We start from the raw sequence: 23,753 nt of genomic DNA, 5'->3' as shown, positions 1-23,753 counted from the left end.
TAAAGAAAATGGCAGAGTGGACAGAAAGAGCCGAACTTTTATTCAAAAAAGAAGGTTTAGATAATTTGAAAAATGCAAATGTATTGGTTGTAGGATTGGGCGGTGTTGGTTCTTTTGCTGCCGAATTTTTGGCAAGAGCCGGAGTGGGAACGATGACTATTGTTGATGGTGACGTAGTTGATATTACCAATATAAACCGACAATTACCCGCTTTACATTCGACCGTAGGGCAACCTAAAGTTACTGTTGTAGGTGATCGATTAATGGATATCAATCCAGAATTAAAATTGACTCGCGTGCAGGAATTTCTTTCGCCGGAGCGTGCTTTCGAGATTGTTTCAGAGGAATTTGATTATGTTTTGGATTGCATAGATAGTGTGACTCCAAAGCTGAATTTGATTATTGGCGCAAAGCGAAAAAGAGTAAAAATTATCAGCAGTATGGGCGCTGGCGGAAAAATGGAAGCTTCTAAAGTGAAAGTGACGGATATTACCAATACCGTGAATTGTTACTTTGCTAAAACCATCAGAAGACGATTGAAAGAAGTAAAAATTGATAAACTAAAAGTGGTGTTCTCTTCTGAGATTCAGGACGAAACGAGTTTGAAAATGACTGATGGATCCAATTTCAAAAAATCATTTTATGGAACCAATAGTTATATGCCGGGATTATTTGGATTGTATGCTGCAGAAACCGTGATTCGTTATTTACTTAAAAAATAGGGATCAGAATTCAGTTCTAAAAAATAAACAGTCTAAAAATCTAAAAAGTTTAATAATCTAAAAAAAAAAATGATACAAACCGTAATTTTTGACATGGATGGTGTAATTGTCGACACTGAACCCGTACACCGTTATGCTTATTTCAAACAATTCGAAGAATTAAATATTACTGTTACAGAGGAAATGTATACTTCATTTACCGGTTTTTCTACTCGAAATACGTTTCAGAAATTGAAAGAGGTTTTTGTGATTGAACAGGAAGTAGAGGATTTAATTCAAAGAAAACGGAACATCTTTAATGATGCTTTTGATAGTAAAGCAGACTTGGAATTACTACAAGGTGTTGAAAATCTTATTAAAGAATTGCATCAAAATGGCATGCAGTTGATTCTGGCTTCTTCGGCATCCAAAGTTACTATTGAACGTGTGTTCAAGAGGTTTAAGTTGCATGACTATTTTACGCACGTAGTAAGCGGGGAAGATTTTCCTAAATCGAAACCACATCCTGCTATTTTTGAACATGCAGCAAGTTTATCAATTGCTCCAAAAGAAAGCTGTATCGTCATTGAAGACAGCACGAATGGGATAAAAGCGGCGAAAGCTGCCGGAATTTTGTGCGTGGGGTATAACAGTATTCACTCTGAGTCGCAAGATTTATCAGAAGCAGATTTTGTTATTAATCATTTTAACGAATTAGGTTTTGATGCTGTTAAGAATATTGCTTCTAAATTAAGGAATAATTAACATTTGAAAGCCACTGAATTTGTAAATTTGGGAATCATAAAAATTTAAAACATGAAAAAAATAATCATTGTACTTGCCATTATTATAGCAAATTTCACCATTGAGGCACAAGTAAAAACACCTCAGTCAAGTCCAAAATCGACAATCACGCAAGCCGTAGGTTTGACAGATCTTGAGATTAATTATTCAAGACCAAGCGCAAAAGGAAGAGCAGTTTTTGGTAACTTGATCCCTTTTGGAAAAGTATGGAGAACTGGAGCTAATGAAAATACAACCGTATCTTTTAGCGACGATGTTGTTATTGATGGTAAAACCTTGAAAAAAGGAAAATATTCTTTGTACACTATTCCAAAAATAGAAAGCTGGGAAATAATATTTTATAAAACTACTGATAACTGGGGGAATCCAGAAGAGTGGAAAGAAGAAAATGTGGCGCTTAGAGCTACTGTTAAACCAGAAACTTTGAATAAAAGTGTGGAAACTTTCACTATTGGAATAGGAGGTTTAGACAACAATTTTGCATTTTTAGAAATTTACTGGGAGAACTCATATGCAGCTGTAAAATTTGAAGTGCCTACACAACAAAAAGCAACGGCTAATATCGAGAAAGCATTAGCGGGACCAACTGGGGCAGATTATTTTTCTGCTGCTCAATTTTTGTTTCAATCAAATGTTGACAATGCAAAAGCATTGGTTTATGTAAACAAAGCGTTGGATATGTCTAAAGACAAACCATTTTGGTATAACAGATTGAAGTCATTGATTCAAGCTAAACTTGGAGATAAAAAAGGCGCTATCGAAACGGCTAAATTATCTCTTGCAGCAGCTGAAATTGCTAAAAACCAAGATTACGTAAAAATGAATAAAGACAGTATTGCAGAGTGGAGTAAGAACTAATACTCTGTCTTTTTTATATAAGAACATCCCGTCTCCATTTAGAGACGGGATTTTTTTTGAACTTTTAGACTTTGTAATTTATTAGATAGTTGCGTATAAAGTATTCATCGATTTATCATTGCTTAGCCAGTTCGCTATTGCTCATTTCTGAGGTAGGAGAGAAGAAGTTGCATAAAAAACATTCAGAAGCTAAAAAAATAACCGCAGATTCACAGATTATCAATATAAAAGTCTGTGAATCTGCGGTTAATAGTTTTTAAAAACTAAAATAATAATTTGTTTTACTATCCTTATTTAAGCTGTAATCGCTTTCTGTTTTCTGAAAATAGTCCATTGTAACAGCAACGAAATAACAATCGTTAACATTGCACCAATGAAATTAAGCCATAAATAACCCAGTTTTTCTTCTCCGCTTGGGAAAATATAAATGGCGTAATAGTATATGATAAAAATAGTAATCTGACTTACTACGGCACTGTAAAAAATAGCTTTGGATTGTACCTTGTGTATGTAAAAACCAACCAGAAAGATTCCCAATACAGTTCCGTAAAATATGGATCCAATGATGTTTACCAATTGAATTAAATTTTCAAACAGCGTTCCAATACACGCAAAAAGTATTGCAATAACTCCCCACAATAAGGTAAAGAATTTTGTAGCATACAGATAATGTCTTTCTGATTTTTCTTCTTTCAGATTACGTTTGTAAATATCAATTGCTGTTGTAGATGCCAGTGCATTCAGTCCAGATGCGGTAGAAGACATAGCAGCTGAAATGATAACGGCTAGCAATAAACCAATAAGTCCTTTGGGTAAATAATTAAGGATAAAGTGGAAAAACACATAATCTTTATCATTGGTTTCACTGTTGCTATCGGCTTTCAGGATTATTTCTTTAGCCCGATCTCTTAAATCTTTTTCTTTATTGGACAAAGCCACTAATTCTTTTCGAAGGATGGGATTGTCATAATCTTGATTGAGCTGATCGATGTACAACAGATTAATTACTTTTTTATCTTCGGATAAATCGTCTAATTTTTTCTCCAAAGCATTGTATTCGCCTTTGTAAGCCGATTTTTCAATCATGGCTTTGTTGTTTGGATTAAAATTTAACGGAACAGGATTGAATTGGAAAAAAACAAAAACCATAACTCCGGTCAATAAAATGAAGAACTGCATCGGTACTTTTAAAAGTCCGTTCATGATTAGCCCCATTTGACTTTCCCGAACTGATTTTCCTGATAAATAACGTCCTACCTGCGATTGATCAGTTCCAAAATAAGCCAATGCTAGGAAAAAACCTCCTGTGATTCCGCTCCAAAATGTATATTTTTCTTCTGGGTCAAAAGAGAAATTGACAATATTCATTTTATCATTTGCTCCAGCTATGTGAAGTGCACTGGTAAATGTCATATCATTAGGTAAATAATGCAATATCAGAAAAAAGGTGATTAGCATTCCCGACATAATCACAAACATTTGTTGTTTCTGAGTTACATTGACTGCTTTTGTTCCTCCCGAAAAGGTATAAATGATAACCAATACACCAATAATAATATTCATGTAGGTAAGATTCCAACCCAAAATTGCCGACAAAATAATCGCTGGCGCATAAATGGTTAATCCGGTTCCTAAACCTCTTTGGAACAAGAAAAGAATGGCAGCAAGGGAACGGGTTTTTAAATCAAATCTTTTTTCGAGGTATTCATAAGCCGTATATACTTTGTATTTGTGGTATAAAGGGATAAAGGTGACGCAAATTACCACCATAGCAATTGGCAATCCAAAGTAGAATTGTACAAATCCCATTCCGTCATGATACGCTTGTCCGGGAGTAGAAAGAAATGTAATGGCACTGGCTTGTGTTGCCATAACAGAAAGTCCCACAATGTGCCAAGGTGTTTCATTACTTCCTAGAATAAAATCTTCCACATTTTTGCTTCCTTTGGTTTTCCACGCGCCATAAATTACGATGAACAATAAAGTAACTATAAGTATAACCCAATCAAATAATTGCATAATTTAAGCGTATAATTTCATGATGAGACAAAAGATCAAGATGTAAATAGCGTTGGCTACAAGCACCCAAGTATAGTTTTTCTTCCAGGTTTTTATTTTTTTTGTTTCCATTTTAGACTGGTTTAATTTTTGATTTTTTGTGGAGGAATAGTTTCAGATGATTTTAGTGAAATGATATTGGAAATTAATTTATAAGCCCCAGTAACACCCTCAGGTAATTCTCTAAAAAAGCTTAAGCCCGTATAAATATAGTGTCCTTTTCCGTAAGGAGCAATAAGTAAAGCCCCATTTTTTGGTGTTTCCCCTATATCATTGGAGGATAAAATAGGAGTGAAGGCTTTGTCGTACTCACTTGGGTAATACAACCCTTGTTCTTGTTTCCAACCTTGAAAATCTTTAGAAGTAATTTTGTTAGGGAAATTCAAAACGGGATGGTTTGGAGCTAAAAATCGAACTTCGGCATCTTCTTCGGTTACACGGTCGCGGGATAGTTTTAATGGATAAGGTGCGATATTTTCGGTTATAAGATCACCTGCAGTATTGTACTGAACGAGCATTGTTTTTCCACCTTTTACAAAGTCAAAAAGTATCGTTTGTTTATTTGCTAATGCTGTAACGGTATTGTAGGCACGAACACCTGTCATAACTACATCAAAATTCTCTAACTTTTCAGGTGTTATTTCTTCGGGTTTGATCAGTGTAACTGTGTAACCCAATTGGGCCAGGCTGCTTGGAACTTCGTCTCCGGCGCCCATAATATATGCAATTCTTTCTTCATTGGTTTTTAAATCTGTTTTGATGCATTTGGCTTCAGCTGATTTTAAAACTTGCTGTTTAGTGATGTGGTCATAATTAATGATAATTTGTTCTTTGTCAAATCGTTTATTGTCAATTATCGCCACGCTTTTAGCTATAGCTTCTTCGGATTTATTTGGCGCAATTACTTCAAAATAAACAATTTGTTCCGTTCCCTTTTTAAGTATATTGAAAGGAATGGATTTAGGTGAAACATTCCAACTTTGAGGCAGTTCAAGTTGTAGATTTCCTTTCACGGCATCTTTACCCGCTTTGATTTTTACGCCTACATACTTGATTTTGGTGTCTTTAAAAAGCAATACTTTGTCTAGAATTGAAGTGGTTACTTCAGGAACGATGTCGAGATAATTATACACTTCTCCTTTTACATCATCATTGTATTTAAAAACTACAGTTCGCTCAAATGGGATTTCGATTCCGTTGATTTGAACGTTAAATACCACTTTTGCTTCCCGAATAATATCTGGAATTCCTATATTTTGCTGCTGATTTACGGCGTACATGCCAATGGTTCCGTTTTCTCTTAACCAATACGGTTGTGTGTAGTTAATTGATTCGGGTAACTTTAAATCTAAGTTGATGTTGTTTAGAATATTATTTTTTAATTCGCGGTTTTGAGGAGTGCTTATTTGTTCGGGTAAAGTGGTCACGCTCACTAATTGTATTGGCGCTGAACTTCTGTTAATGGCTTCAATTTTGAGTTTTATAGTGCTACCGGGAGTCGCTTCCTGATTTTGGGCTACGGCTTCAAGATACAAACCGGAACAGGCTGCTATAATTTCTTTTATGGCTGCGGATTTTAGTGGTGCCCAATGATTTTCATCCAAAGCTTTCATCATAGCATAGGCTTTCGCCAAATTTGGAATACTTGCCGAAGGATTATTGTGGTTGAACTCCGCTGCAATAGTTGTTAATAATTCTCCTATGGCTTTTCCTCCTTTTACTCGGTTCCAAGAGGTGTCAATTCCTTCAAAAAGAGATTCTTTTTCTTTTAAAGCATCTCCATTTATAAACTCTAAATATTCTGTTTCTTCACCACGCGCTCCTGTGCTTCCAAAACCTTGCGATTGATGACGGCTGCGGCTTAATGCGGCTATTTCTTGATTTGATTTTCCTAATCCGGCATAATAAACTCCAGTTTGCAGGGCAATTAAATTCTTTTTATCGGCAGCATTAAATTTTTCGATAGTTCCATAAAACCACCAAGAAGTATTAAAAAACTGGCGTTTGGCTTGCCAAGGTTTTACAAATTGCAATTGTTCCGGAAAAATAGTTGGGTTATTGGCTAGTTCAAAACTTTCTACGCTCAACATTGCCGATGAAGTGTGATGACCGTGTGTGGTTCCTGGAGAGCGATGATCAAATCGGTTTACAATTACATCGGGTTGAAATTTTCGGATGGCCCAAATTACGTCTGACAATACTTTTTCTTTATCCCAAATTGCTAATGTTTCTGTTGGGTTTTTCGAAAATCCAAAATCATTGGCACGAGAAAAAAACTGTTCTCCGCCATCAATTTTTCTAGCTTCGATAAGCTCTTGTGTTCTTATTACACCTAATAATTCCCGTAATTGTGTCCCTATTAAGTTCTGTCCACCGTCACCGCGTGTCAAAGATAAATAGCCAGTTCGGGCTTTTTGCTCATTGGACAAATAAGAAATTAATCTGGTATTTTCATCATCGGGATGTGCTGCTATATAAAGTACCGAACCTAGGAAATTAAGCTTTTGGATTTGATTGTAAATTTCAACAGAATTTGGTTTTTGGGGTTGTTGCGCATTTGTTATTTGGCAACATAAAAGAAATACTAGAATAGCTGATACGTATTTTTTTTGCATTTTTTAAAATTTGATTTGCAGTAACTTCAAATGTAGGAATTAAATAATTTCTTGTGAAATGTTTTGGGTTTTCTTTAATAATAAAAAAAAGAGAGAAAAACCCATTTAGGTTCCCTCTCTCTTTTAAATAATATTGAGATTAATCTCTATCACGTCCATTTCCGTTACCACGACCATTTCCATGTCCGTTTCCATGTCCATTTCCGTTATTTCGGTTATCATGTTTTTTATATTCTCTACGGTCATCATTATCATATCTTTTATGATTATCATTTCCTCTTTGGTTTACATATACTCTACGGTTATTGTTATACCCTATATTTCTTTGTTCTCTTCCATGATATCCTCTGTAATATTTTACTTTATGATTCTTAAAGTGGCTATATGGTCTCGAACCATGATAATCGTTTAATACTACTTTGTACCCACCATAAAGATCATAGTTTCTATATTGATTTGGTAGGTATCTTGAACGTATCCATCTTCCCCCACCAAAATAAATAAACTGTGTGGCTCTTACATCATAATAAGCTTCTACATCCGGCAAATAGTAATATTCTGCTTCTGCATATCCTGCTGGTCCCCACGATGGAGCTCTACCAATATTTACATTAACTGAAATTTGTGCTTGTGTTGTGCTTGATGCAAAAAGTATAATTCCTAAGACGATTAGTTTTAATGTTCTCATTTTTTCAAATATTTAATTAGTATTAATTTTTTTGTAATATCTCGTTTTACAATGCTTTTTAAAGAAAGCCAACAACTGTGCCAAAGTTTAAAAGTAAATATTTAATTAAGCCTTAACGTGGTAAAAAAAGAGAGCCTCATTACTGAGGCTCTCTTTATAAATTATATGAAATCAGTATTAATGTTTTCCATTTCCATTATTCCCTTTTCCACCTTTGTTCCCGTTTCCGTTCCCATTATTTCCGTTTCCGTTATTCCCTTTACTTTGGTATACTTTGTTATTATTACCACGATTAGAACCTATAGATTTTTGAGGTTTACCTTTGTATCCTTTGTAATATTTTACTTTATGGTTTTTAAAGTTATTGTATGGGCTTGCACCATGGTAATCGTTTAGAACTACCTTATAACCATTGTACAGGTTATAGTTTCGGTATTGAGTAGGCAAGTTTCTGGAACGAACCCATTTTCCTCCACCAAAATAAATAAACTGTGTAGCTCTGATATCATAATATGCTTGAATATCTGGTAAATAATAGTAATCTACAGAGGAGTAACCAACTGGACCCCATGCTGGTGGACTACCTATATTTACATTTACTGAAACCTGTGCTTGCATCGTATTTGCCGATGCAAAAAGTATAATTCCTGCGATGATTAATTTTAATGTTTTCATTTTTTCAAAATTTTAATTAGTAATTAATACTTAGTGATTTTTAGTTACTGTATTATCTCTTTTATAATAAAGCCAACAACTGTGCCAATATCAAATAATTAACAATTAATTGTGTTGTTTTACTTCATAAAAAAAGGAAACGAACATTCGTTTCCTTTTTTTACAGTTATAAATTTATTTACAATAAAAGTATCAATAAAAGGATAACTATTATAATTGCACCTACAGATAGATATACACCATTTCCCGTAGATTTTAATTCTGCTTTAATGGCACGTACTTCTTTACGTAGTTCTTTTTTTTCTGAAGAATTCAAAGAAGATTTATCCATTGCTTTTATTTCGTCAAGACGATTAAGCATCACTTTAACTTCTGCAGGAACTTCTTTTGGGTTGTTTGAAACCGAAGTTGGGTTTTTTTCAGCAGCTAACATTTGGGTTGGAACAATACTTAAGGACAATACCATCATCATTAAATAAAAGGTAACTTTTTTCATTTCTTTTAGGGTTTTAGTTATTAATTTAATTATATTATAAAATTAAGCAATATTAACAGATGTATTCTTATATAATTATAATATTAAATTATATAATTTACACTAATTGGATTATGAATACTGTTGTATTGCTTTTAAAACTAGATATTTAAAACAGTTTTGCCCAAAGTAGAGATTACTGGATGTAACATTTGTTATTTAAAAATCACAGTACGTGGCTTGCTTAATTCAAAATCCTGAAAACCAAAATCAGTGGTTTCAAAAGAGTTGGTTTTGAAAATATTTTCGCCATTACCGGGTATGGATGGATAATAGGAAAGTGAAATTTGGAAAGAACTAAATACTAAAAAATCATTATTTATTATTAATCCAATCCCAATTTTAGAATATGCTTTATTTTCCAATAATCCTTTTTCAGGATTTCCCAGCATCGCAACTGAATAGTTAAAATAGGGGTTTAATCGAAATCCCCAAAGATTCCATGGTGCATAGGCTTGAGTTTGTAAAGTCAGTATTGCTTTTTCGGTACCATAGTAAGCACTATTAAATCCTTGAATTCCGTAACTTTCATTAATATTAAGTTGATCGCCAATAACATTTACGCGATTAGAACCAATAATTAGTTGTGGTTTGATAAACTGTCGCAATTTCCATTTTCCAAGACTAATCAATTTCGTAAAGTAATTGGCTTGAAAAGAAAAAGCATTCTGTTTAGTATTTGATTTTTCTAAAAAAGTACCCAACTCAAAATTAACACTTAGAAATCCCCATTTGTAAAAATTGCCAAAAGATGCCTGAGCTCCTAAATAGTAACGCCCTTGGTTGTTTTTATGTTGATAGCCAGAAGTTATTCCAAATATTTTTCCAATGGGTACATCTTCAATAATTCCGTTCTTGAAAATATAGCTGTCTTGAACGAACTTTCTGGAGGTGATTCCAATTCCGATGAGCGAAAATTTTTCATCAGAATAAAAATCATTGGGATCGTAATCAATTATTGGACTCTCCAAATATTTCACATTTAAAAACCGACCCGCAACGACTAAATTTGTAGTTCTGTCACTCTCAGTATTACTTTTAAAAATTCTAAATGCACGACCAAACCATAAATCCTGTGAGTTATATTTGAAATTTTGGTATGCGAATACTGCATTATTATCAGGAAGTGTATCTTTTCTGAACTGTTTGTCAAAATAGATTCCGCCAGCCCATTTTGTAAATGGAGAATAAAATAATCGTTCAATATTGATGCTTTTACCATAATAATCATCTAAGTCAATACGATAATTTACAGTAGTTTTGATGAATGTATTTTTGAAGTTGGGTATAGTGTATGCAACTCGATAAGCATTTTTACCATCACTGAATCTGTTTCTGAATTCATTATTAAATTCATGACCAGAACCCAGAATATTTCTGTCGTTCAGTTCAAAACTGCTTCCAGAGCTTGATATGGAACCTTTAGGGATAATACTCCACGAATCTAAAACTCGAATGTAAATATCTACGGAATCCTTATTGTTTTTAATCAATTGCGGAGATACATCAACGCGACTGACATAGCGCTGTGTTCTTATTAAACGTTCTGATTCTTTTACTAATAAGGAGTCCAAAGGCTTATTTTTTTTGATAAGCAATAAATTCTTAATTGCAAGTCTGTTCGTTTTAATGTGAATTCTGTTTCCATTTCGCTCCGCCCAATTCCTAGCTTTTTTTGTAGTGTCAATTTCTGAATAACCAAAAGGGTCTAATGTAACAATATTGATGTTCCTGATAATTTTTCCTTCAAAGTTTTTGAATTTTTTCGGGACTACTTTTTTCTTTTGGGTTTTTACATTAACAGGTCTGAAAACTAATTTATGAAGAAGTTTGGTGAATTTATTTTTCTTGGAATAGGTCTGGATTTGTTTATACACCTCTGAAGAATCTTTTTCCTTTTTGTCTACTTGAGAAAAAGAAATCTGATAACAGCAGAAAATCAAAATTAGTAGAACCAGTCTTTGTTTTTTAAACATGATAAAAAATAATAATTTTAAACATTGTTAACGAAACAAAAGAAAAATCTTTTAAGTATTGATTCGAATTAACAAAATTCAGAATTTGAATAGTCGAAATATACTATTTTAAAAATTATTCATTGGTTCTGGCAGTGTCATTTTCCGTTGTAGTTTCAGTAAATACAGGAACTACAATATCAGTCTTGATAACTATTTTTTTTGGCGTTGATTCAGAATCAAACAAAGGTAATTTAATATTGCGCCAAGTATATGTTTTGGGTAAATGATCTCCCATAAGGTATCCCCAAGGTTCTAAAGATTCTACTCTATCAAAAATTACTTTGAGTACTGCCAGGATAGGAAGTGCTAAAAACATACCAGAAACTCCTGCAATTGCCCCACCTATGATAATTCCAATAATCGATACAAAGGCGTTTATTTCTACTTTAGAACTTACAATCAAGGGAACCAAAATGTTATTATCAATTAACTGAACTATAATAGTAATCACGATTACGCCCACAATTATCGATAAATCCGGAGAACCCGTAAGCGAAGCAACAATACTCAGCACTCCTGCAAAAAGGATTCCTATGTATGGAATCAAATTTAAAATTCCTGTAATAATTCCTAACAAAACAGCATATTTTACACCAATGACCATAAACCCAAGTGTAGTCATTGTTGAGACTAAAATCATTTCAATGATTAAACCCACGATGTAACTGTTGATGGCAACTCTTATGTTTGTCAATATATCTTTTAACTGTTTATAATTCTCTTTTTTAAATAACTTGGATAAAAACAGTAAAAAATGAGTTCTATATAAAAGAATTAAAAAAGTATAAATAGGTATTAATGTCAAATTTACCAAAGTATCCGTAAAAGACATTAAAGTAGTACCAATCAACTCTTTTCCTTTTTCCATGGAATCCTCAGTGGCGGTATCAATATATTGCTTTTGTTCCCAGGAACTTAAATGAAAATTGTCTCTGACAAATCCTTGAATATTGCGAAGATGAATGTTGATGTTTTTTTCAATTTTATCAAAATCAGCTGCAAAATCACTAATTTGAAAGGATAGGAAAACAAAAAGTCCAATGAAGATCAATACGAATAAAATTACTGCTATCATCACCGCCAAAACATGCGGAAAATAGAGTTTTGATTTGAAAAACTGAACAATTGGATACAATAAAATAGCAAATAAAAATGACATCATTATGGGAACCAAAATATCCTGACCAATATAAAAAATAAAAAACAGAGCTATTAAACCCAATAAAACAAGGGTTAGTTTGGCGTAAAATGGAAATTTTAAGGTGTCATTCATATTCAATTATTTTTAAATAACGTATTTACTATTCAAGTATGAATGGTATTGTTTTTAATTGACAAATATGAAGAATTAAAGAAATTAAAGTATTATATATTTCTCATCAATAGTTGTAAAATTATCACTTTTACTCAATTGATTTACAAAACAGAATCACTAGATAATTGAATTTTTGTAAAATGCTGATTAATCCATGAATTCTTTATCATCAAAATGGTCTTTCAGTATCGAAATCCCTTTTTGCAAGAGCAGATTATTAGGGTAAATGATTTTTTCTCCATCGATGGTTTTTAAATACACATGAAAAGCACCAATGTCCTCAATCTCTGCTTCAATGGGGAAATCTTTATCATGGATTTTTATAACGTCACCAATTTTAAACGGAAAAGAAAAAAACAAAATAACACCTGATGTTATGTTACTCAAAATAGACCATTGGGCAAACATAGCAACACCTACAACAGTTGTGATAGATGAAAGTGCAATAAAAATATCTTTGGTCTGGACTCCCCAAATGATTATTAAGGCAATAACCACTAAAATATTGATAAACAAGTGAATGTATTTAATCACTAAATTAGTTCTATGCTCCAGAGTTTGGTTTGATTTTGCATAGCTTCGAACCAATTTTGTAGAAAGAATACGGAATAGTACCAGCAAAGTCCCCAGAATTCCTGTTGCAATTAGTTCTCTTGTGTATTCTTGAAAAAAAGTCATATTCATAATTTAATTACGCTAAGTTATTCAGATATTCATGTACTTTATCCGTAGGCATTCCCATCACATTGGCATACGAACCTTCAATTTTTGAAACACCTATAAAACCAATCCATTCCTGGATACCATAGGCACCGGCTTTGTCATACGGTTTGTAGTTTTCTAAATAATAATGAATCGATTCGTCGCTTAGTTCATTGAAAGTAACTTTGGTCACTTCGTGCAATACATCCGTTTTTTCATTGGTTTTAAAACAAACGGAAGTGATTACTTCATGCGTCGCATTCGATAATGATTTCAGGATTTCAAAAGCATCTTGCTCATCTTTTGGTTTGCCCAAAGCGGTATTGTTATGCCAAACGATGGTGTCGCTGGTAACCAGAATTTCATTTGGTTTTAACTCTCCTTCAAAAGCGCTGGCTTTCAATTCAGCCAGATAATTGGTGATTTGCTCCGCTTTCAATTCTGGAGGATAAATTTCTTCAATTTCTTTCAATCGAATTTCAAAATCCAGTTCTAAATCTTTGAAAAATTGCTGGCGTCTCGGTGAACCCGAAGCCAGAATTAAAACGTATTTTTTTAATTTATTTTTAAGCATTGTATTTGATATTTAAACTTATAACAATAATAGATAGAATCCCAAATAGCAGAATCCATTTTAACAACTGAGTCAGGGTATGAAACTCTTTTTTAGATTTTGCAGTCCAAATTTTTACGGTGAAATAAATTAATGGTCCCACGACAAAAAGCAATAAATATACAGTCGTAAATACTAACTCAAGGAGGTATTTATTGATGTAATACAGCATTAAAAGAATAGGAATAAAGCTTAATCCAAAAACTATTTTTGCGGCTCTCGATTTGCCTATTGCAATAGGTAAAGTATTCATTCCTTGGTTATAATCACCATCAACATCCTCTATATCTTTAATAATTTCTCTCATAAAATTAAGAAAGAAAGTGAATAGGGCGTAATCTAAAAGAATAGAAAAAACAATTCCTAATTGCTGTTGGTTTTCTTCATGAATCGTCGGGAATAAATCAAAAACGCCAATGATAATCACACTAAAAGAAAGTAACAATGCCACAATAACATTGCCAATAATCATTATTTGTTTCAGGCTTGTCGCATACAAATAAAGCGTCGCGGCAATCAAAATAAAAATAGACGCAAAGCCAGGTTTTACTATAACATTTGACAGATAAAAGCCAATGGCGACACCGGCAACAGTAAGTCCAATGTATAGATTATAAGCATTGGTTTCAGAAATAATTTTGCCTACAATTACGTTATTCGGTTTGTTGATAGTATCCGTATTTTGGTCAAAAACATTGTTGATAACATATCCTCCAGCAGCAATTAAAATAGTTGATAGAACCAATAATCCATATTGCCAATCGGCTAATGCCAAAGGAATATCTTGGGATTTAAAAAAAATATACCGGAAAATAAGCTGCATAAAAGCAAGCATCAGTAGGTTTTGGTATCGGATTAGTTTTAAAAATGGAAACATTGATGTTATTTAAAATTTATAATTTAACATTTAAAATAGTACTAATCATGTTTCCCATCAAAATGAGCCATCCATTTCCCTTGCGCTTTCATCACTTGTTCGATAACATCACGAGCAGCTCCTTTTCCTCCGTTTTTGTGTGAAATATATCTGGAAATAGCTTTGATTTCAGGACTTGCATCTTGTGGACAAGCGGGTAATCCTACTAATTTCATCACGTGATAATCCGGAATATCATCGCCCATGTACAAAACGTGTTCTGGATTGATATTGTAAACACCAGTATATTCATCAAATGTTTCTACTTTATTTGGTATCCCTAAATGAATATCTGTAATTCCCAGATTTCGTAATCTAATGCGAACACCTTCGTTGCTTCCTCCCGAAATAATACAAACATTATAACCGCTTTCTACCGCGGCTTTCATGGCATAACCATCACGAATATTCATGGTGCGCAAAATCTCTCCTTCATTGGTTACAAAAACAGAACTGTCAGTAAGTACGCCGTCTACGTCAAATATAAACGTAGTAATATCATTCATTATTTCTTTATAACTTCTTGCCATTATGTTGTATAGATTGTGTTAGTGTTTTATAAATTGTAAGGTGATTTTCATTGGACAAAAAAGCTTCATGTGCTTCGATAGTTGCAGTATCATTGCGTTTAGCCGGTCCAGTTTGTGCTTCTGACGGCGAAAGTAACATTATTTTTTGAGCTGTTTCTGTAATTAAAGGGTTTAAAATTTCAAAAGGAACCTGATGTTCCTGACAAATTTCCTGACCTATTTGGTACAAATGATTCGTAAAATTATTGACGAAAACTGCCGCAACATGCAATGCTTTTCTCTGTTCGGAGTTAATAGCGAATATTTTATCAGAAATTGATTTGCCCACTTTATCCAATAATTGAAAATCCGTTGCATTTTCGCTTTCTAAACATATTGGAATAGTTCTCAAATCTACTGGCTTGTTTTTAGTAAAAGTCTGTAAAGGATAGAAAACACCTTTTCGGTTATTGTCATCCAAAGCATTCAAAGAAACACTTCCTGAGGTATGAACCACCAAGCGATTTTTGAAAGGAAGTTGCGAAGAAATAGCAGCAATAGCATCATCAGAAACGGCAATAATATACAAGTCAGCTTCAGCTAAAGCATCTAAATCATTTGTAATCTGACTTGAATCGAGTAGGTGAGAGACGCTTCCTATTTGTCTTGAAAAAACTTGTACCAATTCGATTTCAGCTCCCATTTTTTGGGAATTTAGAAATGCTACAGTCAGATGTTGTGCTACATTTCCGGAACCAATAATAATTACTTTAGTCATGGGACAAAATTAGCAAAAAAATATTAAGAGTTTTATTCAATTTTGGATTGGCTAATAAACTGTAACTCCAATTAAAATATACTTTTATTACAAAAAATGAAGCTACTTAATTTTGGATTAAATTAACAAATGTGCGAATATAGAAGTCAACATTTTTAAGTACTTTTGTGGCACTTTTATAAAAACATAATCCCTTAAAAATGGATAAAAAAATATTTTCTTTTTTGTTTTCTACTCGATTAATGGCTTTTTTATTTATTGTATATGCAGTTTCCATGGCTACTGGAACTTTTATCGAAAGCAAGTACAATACCGACACTGCAAAAATTTTAATTTACAATGCCTGGTGGTTTGAGGCCATACATGTATTTTTTATGATTAATTTCATTGGAAATATTAAGCGTTATCAGTTATTAAAAAAAGAAAAATGGGCTACTTTATTACTCCATTTGTCTTTTATCTTCATTATTGCTGGTGCATTTATAACCCGTTACATTAGTTACGAAGGAATGATGCCTATTCGCGAAGGCGCTGCTGAAAATCAAGTTTTTTCAGATAAAACATTCCTTACTGTTTTTGTAGATGGGGAATATAAAGGGGAAATGAAACGCCGTGTTTTTGAAAAACAAGTGCTGCTTTCTCCGGCTTTAAATAATCATTTCAGTATTTCCGAAAAGTTTGCTGATACGCCATTTGAAGTAGAATATGAAAATTTCATTATGGGAGCCAAAGAATACATTAAACCTGATCCAAAGGGAACTGTATTTTTAAAAATTGTAGAAGCTGGTGATGGCGGTCGTCACGAGCATTTCTTGAAAGAGGGCGAAGTACAAAATATTCATAATGTTTTGTTTTCTTTAAATAAATATACGGATGGTGCTATAAATATCAATACGACTGGAAAAGAATACACGATTCAAACACCTTTTGAAGGTAATTTTATGCGAATGGCGGATAAATTACAGGGCAAAGTGACTAAAGATAATGCGCAACCCTTGATGATGCGTTCGTTATACAGCATAGGAGAGATGCGATTTGTATTTCCAGATCTTGCTGTAAAAGGAATTGTTGATTATGAATCAGATAATGATTTTAAAGCTAAAAATCATGAGGATGCAGTAACAGTAAAAGTTGTTGCTGAAGGTCAAGAAAAAATTGTTACCGTTTTAGGTTCTAAAGGTAAAATAGGTGAGGCCAAAACTGTAAAAATCGGGAATATCGATTACTCCTTTTTCTATGGAAGTAAAGCGTATGTATTGCCTTTCAAGATAAAATTGAATGATTTTATTGCTCAGAAATATCCAGGAACAGAGAAAAGTTATTCTTCGTTTGAAAGTAAAGTAACCGTTGAAGATAAAGAACCATTTGAAGCCAGAATTTATATGAATAATGTTTTAGATTACGATGGATATCGCTTTTTTCAATCAGGATTTGATCCAGATGAAAAAGGGACAATTCTATCTGTAAATCATGATTTTTGGGGAACAGCGCTAACTTATGCCGGTTATTTTATGTTGTATTTTGCAATGATGGCGATTATGTTTACTAAATATTCTCGTTTTGCAGATATCAAACGCAAGCTAGAAGTGGTTAAAACTAAGAAAGCTAAATTGTTGACTATTTTAGTTTTTATGTTCAGTTTCAGCAGTTTTGCACAAGAACAGGAACACAATCACGCGGATCACGAAGGACATGCGCACACGGAAGCTGAAGCAGCACCGGCAACGCACGCTAATCATACCAAAAAAGTATTGAGCCAGGATGAACTGAATGTTCTGATTAATAAGTATAAAGTTCCTGCAGAGCATGCAGCAAAATTTGGTAGACTTGTAATTCAAGACGGAGGCGGTAGAATGAAACCGATTAATACGTTTTCATCAGAATTATTGCGTAAAGTAAGCCAGAGTGATTCGTACAATGATATGAATTCAGACCAAGTTTTCTTGTCTATCACTCAGTATGCTAGCTATTGGATTGAGATTCCAATCATTCATTTAAGAAGAGGAAATGACAGTTTAAGAAAAATAATTGGGGTTGATAAGAAAGCTAAATTTGCACCTTTTGTAGCTTTCTTTGATGCTAAAGGGAATTATAAACTTTCTAAATATTTAGAAGAATCATTTAAAGCGGCTAACCCCAATCAATTTGAAAAAGATTTTATCGAAACCGATAAAAGAGTAAACTTGATGGAATCGGCGTTAAGCGGTCGAATATTGAAAATTTTCCCTATTCCGGATGATAAAAATAACAAGTGGGTTTCTTATTTAGAACTCAACGAAGCTAGTTTCAAAGGAATGGAAGCGACGTATACTAAAAATGTATTGCCTTTGTATTTTGGTTCTTTGGCAAACGCTTCAACTTCTAATGATTACAAAACTGCAGATGAATTACTGGAAAGTATCAATGGTTTCCAAAAACGTTTTGGTAGTAAAGTGAGACCGAGTGAAGAAAGAATTACATCAGAAGTGTTGTATAATAAATATGATGTTTTCAATAAACTTTTTTATTGGTATGCTGTAGCGGCAATTTTGATGTTGTTTTTTACAATTATGCAAATCTTCAAAGAGCGAAAAGTATTAGCTATAACAGTAAATACAATGCATATTATTATTGGATTATTATTTGGATTGCATACTGTAGGCTTAATTGCCCGTTGGTATATTTCCGGTCATGCACCTTGGAGTAATGCGTATGAATCGATTATATATATTGCTTGGGCTACCATGTTTTTTGGTTTGGCTTTCGACAGAAAATCAAAACTTACTGTGGCTTCTTCAGCTTTTGTAACCGCAATGATTCTTTGGGCTGCAAATCTAAACTGGATTGATCCAGAGATTGCAAATCTGCAACCAGTTTTAAATTCCTATTGGTTGATGATTCACGTGGCGGTAATTGTGGCTAGTTATGGCCCGTTTGCATTAGGATTTATTTTAGGTTCAGTTTCTTTGTTGCTGATTTCTTTTACAAATGAAAAAAATAAAGCCAAAATGGATTTGAATATTCAGGAAATCACTTACATCAACGAATTAGCATTAACGATAGGTTTGATAATGTTGACTATTGGGAACTTCCTTGGCGGACAATGGGCCAATGAGAGTTGGGGACGTTACTGGGGATGGGATCCAAAAGAGACTTGGGCCTTAATCAGTATTATGGTCTATGCTTTTGTAATTCATGCTCGATTTGTACCTTCTTTACGTGGAAAATGGGTCTTTAATTTAATGAGTATGTTTGCTTTTATATCTATTTTATTCACCTATTATGGTGTGAATTTTCACTTGGTAGGATTGCATTCTTATGCAAGTGGAGAAGCACATTCATTGAGTTGGATTTGGTATTCTCTTGGAGCAATTACTTTGTTTGGAGCTATTTCGTATCCAAAATATAAGAAGTTTTATAAGAAATAAGAATTAATTATTTCATCATAAAAAAGGTTCAACTTAAGTTGAACCTTTTTTTATTCCTCAAATTCTGTTTTATTTATTTTGTAAAATTCTAAGGGACACATACCTGCAATTTCTTTGAAACTTGTAAAAAACGGATTGTATGAAGTAAATCCAACTTTTTTTGATAATGAATCTAAAGTATTATTTTTTAAATAATTTAACTCAATCTGTTTGATGGCATCATGAATACGAATTACTTTTTTATATTCCGAGAAAGAAATTGTTGAATGGTATTTAAATAAATATGAAATATGACTTTTAGGGATTTGTAAGCTGTTAGCTAAATCGGTTATTGTCAAATTTGCATTTCTAAATAATTCAAATTTTAATGAGATTCTCTCAATTTCCTTGATATACTCAACAATGTGCGGATCTATTTTTTCTTTAAGAATTAAATGTTGGCTATTATTTAATTCAATATCAGGAGTCATTTTCCAAATTTCATTAAATATCAAACAGTTGTTTTTATTCTCATTGATCTTTTGGTGTAATACATTATAGCCATAAAGAATTTCAGGAGAAATTAATATTTTAAATAAAATAGTTAACCAAATTAAAGCAGATATCCACTGATAGCTATGTCCTTTTATACTTTCACCGAAATAAATTTCCATGAAGATTGATGTAAAAAGTCTTAATATAGTTAGTGCAAGTGCAATAAATAAAAATAGTGTCCAGCTTTTAATTAATTTATTTTGCTTTTGAATTACTTTGACTTCGCTTTTACTAGTAAGAATTTTAGACTTCAAGAATCGAAAGCATAAAATAATATAGGTTACAGCAAAAATAAAAAACAACCCACATAAAATAATTTCTATCTGTTCAAAATCAAAATGATTGCGATTAATTGTAAAGATAAAAAACGATACCGGAAAGATAAAATGTAGTAGCTCCTTTGAATTGATCTTTTTTCTATTTTCAGATAAATTTTTAAAGTACAGATAGCAAATGGGGATCGCGATTATCGATAAGTTTGAATATTTAAAATAAGTATTTTTAAAGGATGGGTCGAAAATAAAATAGGTCAAACTAGATAAGAAAAAACGCAATGAAATTATAAATATCAATAGAATGATGTATAAGTTCATAATTCTATTGGATTTATAGTTTATAAAGATCAACAAAGTAGTTATAAAACCAATTATACCAATAATAAAACAGAGTAAATTTATTACCATTTAATTCAATGTATTAAAGTGAATGAACGTCTTTTTACTTTATTGACAAAATACTATTCAGATATATTTCTTTAAAATGATATCAAATATATTCTTTTTGAATGATTATTTGATTAATAAAATGGGGAAAATATTTATTTATTACCTATAAAATCTTACATAAAGAAGTTAGCCCTTTTCTTTAAGTTATTTTTTAGCCACTTTTATAAGCTGAAATTATTTTTTAGTTACTAATAATTGAAAAGTTATTACTGATTAGCTTTTTTTTTTGTTTTATCGATAAACGGTAAATAAACATGATTAAATTCGATAAAATTAATTCATATGAGGTATTTACTTATTTTTTTTACAGTAACATTTCATGGGCAAGTTTTGCATCATCAAATGCTGTCATCACAAGGAATGACAAAAAAAATATCTGATGGTTCAGTTATATCACAGTCTATTGGACAACAAAGTCTTATTGGTTTGTCTAGTAATAAGATTGTAGTTATGCAGGGATTCCAACAAAGTATTTGGGGTAAATACATTTCATCTAATTTAATTGATGAGTTGAAAACTACAACTTTCCCAAATCCATTTACACAAACTATTAATTTTCAATTTTCTAAAATCATTGCTGAAGTTGTCAATGTAAATATTTTCGACATAAGCGGTCGTTTAGTTTTTTTTAAAGATATAAAGCCCAATAATACTATTTTAACTATTGACTTGTCTTCGTTACCAAGCTCAGAATATTTAGTTCGACTTAGTTCATCCAACTTTAATTATTATACCAAAATCATTAAAATATGAAAAAAAACTACTTTTTTTTTATTGTTTTCCTTTTGTCATATCAGGCTTTTTCTCAAGAAATTTATTTCAAAACAGGAAAGAACTTTACAAAATATGATTATAGAGATTCTTCTGGTCAATCAAATTCGTATCTACAAAGTGGAGTAGGTAATTTTTTTGAAGTAGGCATTTCTAATCCGTTGCACAACAAATTCTCTTATGCAGTTGGATTTTCTTTAGATGACTACAATGCTATAGGTGACTATTCTAACATTTCTTACAGTTGGGATACAAAATATTTAGGTATAAATAGCGAACTAAATTATTCGGTTTTACCATCCTCAATTAAAAATATTAATTTTTTTCTACAAATAGGATTAAAAGGGTCAACAATTATTTATGGTAAACAGGGAATCGATGGGGTTTATTACGATTTAGTAAAGCATAAAGAATTTTCAGGACTTGTGCTTGTTCCCCACATAGGATTTCTCGCTAAATATAATATACCCTCTTTTGGATCTTTAAGTGTTGGTTATAATTACAGCAAAAGTTTATATAATTCGAATGTCAATGGTGAGAAATTATCATTTGAAACAAATCATATTCAATTAGGAATTCACTTTAATATTAACGGAAAATAATTATGAAAAATTTAATCATACTTTTTATACTTTTATTAAGTGCAAAAAATTTTGGACAAACCAAAGGAATTAGCTATCAAGCTGTAATTCTTAATGCTAAAGGGGAACAATTACCAGGAGTAAATAACGTCAATGCACCGCTTGCCAATAGGAATGTTTGCATGTTGTTTAAATTTTTTGATGAGTATTCTAAACTGGAATATCAAGAAGTTGTCCAGATTAAGACAGATCAATTTGGGATGGTTAATTTAATAATTGGTGAAGGATTACAAACAGGAGGATACGCTCTATCTTTTGATACTGTAATTTGGGATAGCTTAAAGAAAACTTTGGTAGTTTCTATTAATACCGATGGAAGTTGTTCTGCTTTTTCAGAAATTAGTAATCAGCCACTAAATTATGTCCCTTTTGCCTATTCGGCTACAAATGCAACAAATGTAACTGGTGTAGTAGCTATTACTAATGGAGGAACAAATGCTACCTCGCTATTGGGTGCGAAAATAAATTTTGGTATTGATAAAGTTGATAATACTAGTGATTTAGATAAACCCCTAAGTATAGCTGCGGTAAATGAATTTAGTTTTAAGGAAAATTTATCTAATAAGAGTACGAGCATCATAACTGATGGCGCATCAGATGTGAAATATCCAAGTGTAAAATCAGTTAAAGATTATGTAGATGCATTGGCTACACCGAGTTCAACAGCATTAGCTTTAGAAATATCTCGAGCTACGACTGCTGAAGCTACATTGACAACAAATTTAGCATCAGAAGTATCGCGTGCTACGACTGCTGAGGCTACTTTGACTAGAGATTTAGCCACTGAAATATCTCGTGCTACTACAGCAGAAGCAAGTAAAGAAGCTTTGGCAAACAAAAGTACAAGTGTAAGCACAGATGGAACTTCTGACACGAAATACCCAAGTGTAAAATCGGTTAAGGATTATGTTGATGCTTCGACTACATCAGGTTCAACGGCTTTAGCATCAGAAATATCTCGTGCTACGACTGCTGAAGCTACATTGACTACAGATTTAGCAACTGAAACAACTCGTGCTACAACCGCTGAAGCAAGTAAAGAAGCTTTGGCAAACAAAAGTACCAGTGTAAGTACGGATGGAACTTCTGACACGAAATACCCAAGTGTAAAATCGGTTAAGGATTATGTTGATGCTTCGGCTACATCAGGTTCAACTGCTTTAGCTTCAGAAATATCTCGTGCTACTTCTGCTGAAGCTACATTGACTACAGATTTAGCATCAGAAGTATCTCGTGCTACTACAGCTGAGGCAAGTAAAGAAGCTTTGGCAAACAAAAGTACAAGTGTAAGTACGGATGGAACTTCTGACACGAAATACCCAAGTGTTAAATCGATTAAGGATTATGTTGACGCTTCGACTACATCAGGTTCAACTGCTTTAGCTTCAGAAATATCTCGAGCTTCAACAGCTGAGGCTGCTTTGACAACAAATTTAGCTTCAGAAATATCTCGTGCTACGAGTGCTGAAGGAACATTGACTTCGAATTTAGCAACTGAAACAACTCGTGCTACTACTGCTGAAGCTACATTGACTACAGATTTAGCATCAGAAACATCTCGTGCCACGACTGCAGAAGCAAGCAAAGAAGCTTTAGCAAACAAAAGTACCAGTGTAAGTACGGACGGAACTTCTGACACGAAATACCCAAGTGTAAAATCGGTTAAGGATTATGTTGACGCTTCGACTACATCAGGTTCAACTGCTTTAGCTTCAGAAATATCTCGTGCTACGAGTGCTGAAGCTACATTGACAACAAATTTAGCAACTGAAGTATCTCGTGCTACGACTGCTGAAGCTACATTGACTACAGATTTAGCATCAGAAGTATCTCGTGCTACTACAGCTGAAGCAAGCAAAGAAGCTTTGTCAAACAAAAGTACAAGTGTAA

At 32.8% G+C, this 23,753-nt stretch carries 20 protein-coding genes; 7 read left to right on the top strand and 13 right to left on the bottom strand.

What is annotated here, in order from left to right:
* Nucleotides 1–8 precede the first annotated feature (8 nt).
* The 3 genes from ACNQF6_RS14020 (at nucleotide 9) to ACNQF6_RS14010 (ending at nucleotide 2,363) form a co-directional block, all read left to right on the top strand.
* Entirely contained in the window at nucleotides 9–722 is a 714-nt protein-coding gene (locus ACNQF6_RS14020) for a tRNA threonylcarbamoyladenosine dehydratase (protein ID WP_417966538.1), read from the top strand.
* Between the two features lie 69 nt (nucleotides 723–791).
* Nucleotides 792–1,466 carry an HAD family hydrolase gene (locus ACNQF6_RS14015; RefSeq protein WP_417966537.1) on the top strand — a complete coding sequence of 225 codons (675 nt, stop codon included), beginning with the start codon at nucleotides 792–794 and terminating at the stop codon, nucleotides 1,464–1,466.
* A gap of 51 nt (nucleotides 1,467–1,517) precedes the next feature.
* On the top strand, nucleotides 1,518–2,363 hold the full coding sequence (locus ACNQF6_RS14010) for a DUF2911 domain-containing protein (RefSeq protein ID WP_417966536.1): 846 nt from the start codon (nucleotides 1,518–1,520) through the stop codon (nucleotides 2,361–2,363).
* Nucleotides 2,364–2,657: 294 nt separating this feature from the next.
* Here ACNQF6_RS14010 and ACNQF6_RS14005 read toward each other — a convergent pair whose 3' ends face one another.
* From ACNQF6_RS14005 to ACNQF6_RS13950, 12 genes are all read right to left on the bottom strand, one after another.
* Complete coding sequence (locus ACNQF6_RS14005) at nucleotides 2,658–4,382, bottom strand: sodium:solute symporter family protein (RefSeq protein WP_417966535.1); 1,725 nt, start codon at nucleotides 4,380–4,382, stop codon at nucleotides 2,658–2,660.
* Nucleotides 4,383–4,504: 122 nt separating this feature from the next.
* Nucleotides 4,505–7,036, bottom strand: coding sequence for a PIG-L family deacetylase (locus tag ACNQF6_RS14000; protein ID WP_417966533.1), 2,532 nt, complete (start codon nucleotides 7,034–7,036; stop codon nucleotides 4,505–4,507).
* Between the two features lie 139 nt (nucleotides 7,037–7,175).
* Complete coding sequence (locus ACNQF6_RS13995) at nucleotides 7,176–7,724, bottom strand: hypothetical protein (protein ID WP_417966532.1); 549 nt, start codon at nucleotides 7,722–7,724, stop codon at nucleotides 7,176–7,178.
* A gap of 177 nt (nucleotides 7,725–7,901) precedes the next feature.
* Complete coding sequence (locus ACNQF6_RS13990; protein WP_417966530.1) at nucleotides 7,902–8,399, bottom strand: hypothetical protein; 498 nt, start codon at nucleotides 8,397–8,399, stop codon at nucleotides 7,902–7,904.
* A 178-nt stretch (nucleotides 8,400–8,577) separates the two neighbouring features.
* Entirely contained in the window at nucleotides 8,578–8,895 is a 318-nt protein-coding gene (locus ACNQF6_RS13985; RefSeq protein ID WP_417966529.1) for a hypothetical protein, read from the bottom strand.
* 194 nt (nucleotides 8,896–9,089) lie between these two features.
* On the bottom strand, nucleotides 9,090–10,910 hold the full coding sequence (locus ACNQF6_RS13980; protein ID WP_417966528.1) for a hypothetical protein: 1,821 nt from the start codon (nucleotides 10,908–10,910) through the stop codon (nucleotides 9,090–9,092).
* Nucleotides 10,911–11,025: 115 nt separating this feature from the next.
* Nucleotides 11,026–12,225 carry an AI-2E family transporter gene (locus tag ACNQF6_RS13975; RefSeq protein WP_417966527.1) on the bottom strand — a complete coding sequence of 400 codons (1,200 nt, stop codon included), beginning with the start codon at nucleotides 12,223–12,225 and terminating at the stop codon, nucleotides 11,026–11,028.
* A gap of 189 nt (nucleotides 12,226–12,414) precedes the next feature.
* Nucleotides 12,415–12,945, bottom strand: coding sequence for a mechanosensitive ion channel domain-containing protein (locus ACNQF6_RS13970; protein ID WP_417966526.1), 531 nt, complete (start codon nucleotides 12,943–12,945; stop codon nucleotides 12,415–12,417).
* A 13-nt stretch (nucleotides 12,946–12,958) separates the two neighbouring features.
* Nucleotides 12,959–13,543: a Maf-like protein gene (locus tag ACNQF6_RS13965; protein ID WP_417966525.1), complete on the bottom strand. Its 585-nt coding sequence runs from the start codon at nucleotides 13,541–13,543 to the stop codon at nucleotides 12,959–12,961.
* Nucleotides 13,536–14,459: a geranylgeranylglycerol-phosphate geranylgeranyltransferase gene (locus ACNQF6_RS13960; RefSeq protein ID WP_417966524.1), complete on the bottom strand. Its 924-nt coding sequence runs from the start codon at nucleotides 14,457–14,459 to the stop codon at nucleotides 13,536–13,538. Before ACNQF6_RS13960 ends, ACNQF6_RS13965 begins: the two co-directional genes overlap by 8 nt.
* A 41-nt stretch (nucleotides 14,460–14,500) precedes the next feature.
* Nucleotides 14,501–15,028 (bottom strand): KdsC family phosphatase, encoded by a 528-nt coding sequence (locus tag ACNQF6_RS13955; RefSeq protein ID WP_417966523.1) that lies wholly within the window; start codon nucleotides 15,026–15,028, stop codon nucleotides 14,501–14,503.
* Entirely contained in the window at nucleotides 15,012–15,785 is a 774-nt protein-coding gene (locus ACNQF6_RS13950; protein WP_417966522.1) for a Rossmann-like and DUF2520 domain-containing protein, read from the bottom strand. Before ACNQF6_RS13950 ends, ACNQF6_RS13955 begins: the two co-directional genes overlap by 17 nt.
* A gap of 200 nt (nucleotides 15,786–15,985) precedes the next feature.
* On the opposite strand from ACNQF6_RS13950, the gene ACNQF6_RS13945 reads away from it, so the two are divergent.
* Entirely contained in the window at nucleotides 15,986–19,192 is a 3,207-nt protein-coding gene (locus ACNQF6_RS13945) for a cytochrome c biogenesis protein (protein WP_417966521.1), read from the top strand.
* A gap of 50 nt (nucleotides 19,193–19,242) precedes the next feature.
* On the opposite strand, the gene ACNQF6_RS13940 is transcribed toward ACNQF6_RS13945, so the two are convergent.
* Nucleotides 19,243–19,845 carry a helix-turn-helix domain-containing protein gene (locus tag ACNQF6_RS13940; RefSeq protein WP_417966520.1) on the bottom strand — a complete coding sequence of 201 codons (603 nt, stop codon included), beginning with the start codon at nucleotides 19,843–19,845 and terminating at the stop codon, nucleotides 19,243–19,245.
* Between the two features lie 888 nt (nucleotides 19,846–20,733).
* Between ACNQF6_RS13940 and ACNQF6_RS13935 the strand changes: the two genes are divergently transcribed.
* The 3 genes from ACNQF6_RS13935 to ACNQF6_RS13925 form a co-directional block, all read left to right on the top strand.
* The gene (locus ACNQF6_RS13935; protein WP_417966519.1) at nucleotides 20,734–21,204 is read left to right on the top strand and encodes a T9SS type A sorting domain-containing protein; all 471 of its coding nucleotides are present in this window, start codon (nucleotides 20,734–20,736) and stop codon (nucleotides 21,202–21,204) included.
* Nucleotides 21,201–21,824: a hypothetical protein gene (locus ACNQF6_RS13930; RefSeq protein ID WP_417966518.1), complete on the top strand. Its 624-nt coding sequence runs from the start codon at nucleotides 21,201–21,203 to the stop codon at nucleotides 21,822–21,824. The genes ACNQF6_RS13935 and ACNQF6_RS13930 overlap by 4 nt, the downstream gene beginning before the upstream one ends.
* Before the next feature lie 2 nt (nucleotides 21,825–21,826).
* Nucleotides 21,827–23,753: hypothetical protein (locus ACNQF6_RS13925; protein WP_417966517.1), on the top strand; the 1,927-nt coding region annotated here is incomplete at its 3' end.

Source organism: Flavobacterium pasteuri (assembly GCF_048286615.1).
In the GTDB taxonomy this organism is placed as follows: Bacteria; Bacteroidota; Bacteroidia; order Flavobacteriales; family Flavobacteriaceae; genus Flavobacterium.
Note: the sequence above shows the minus strand (reverse complement) of the source record. Positions and strands in the feature narration are given on the sequence as shown.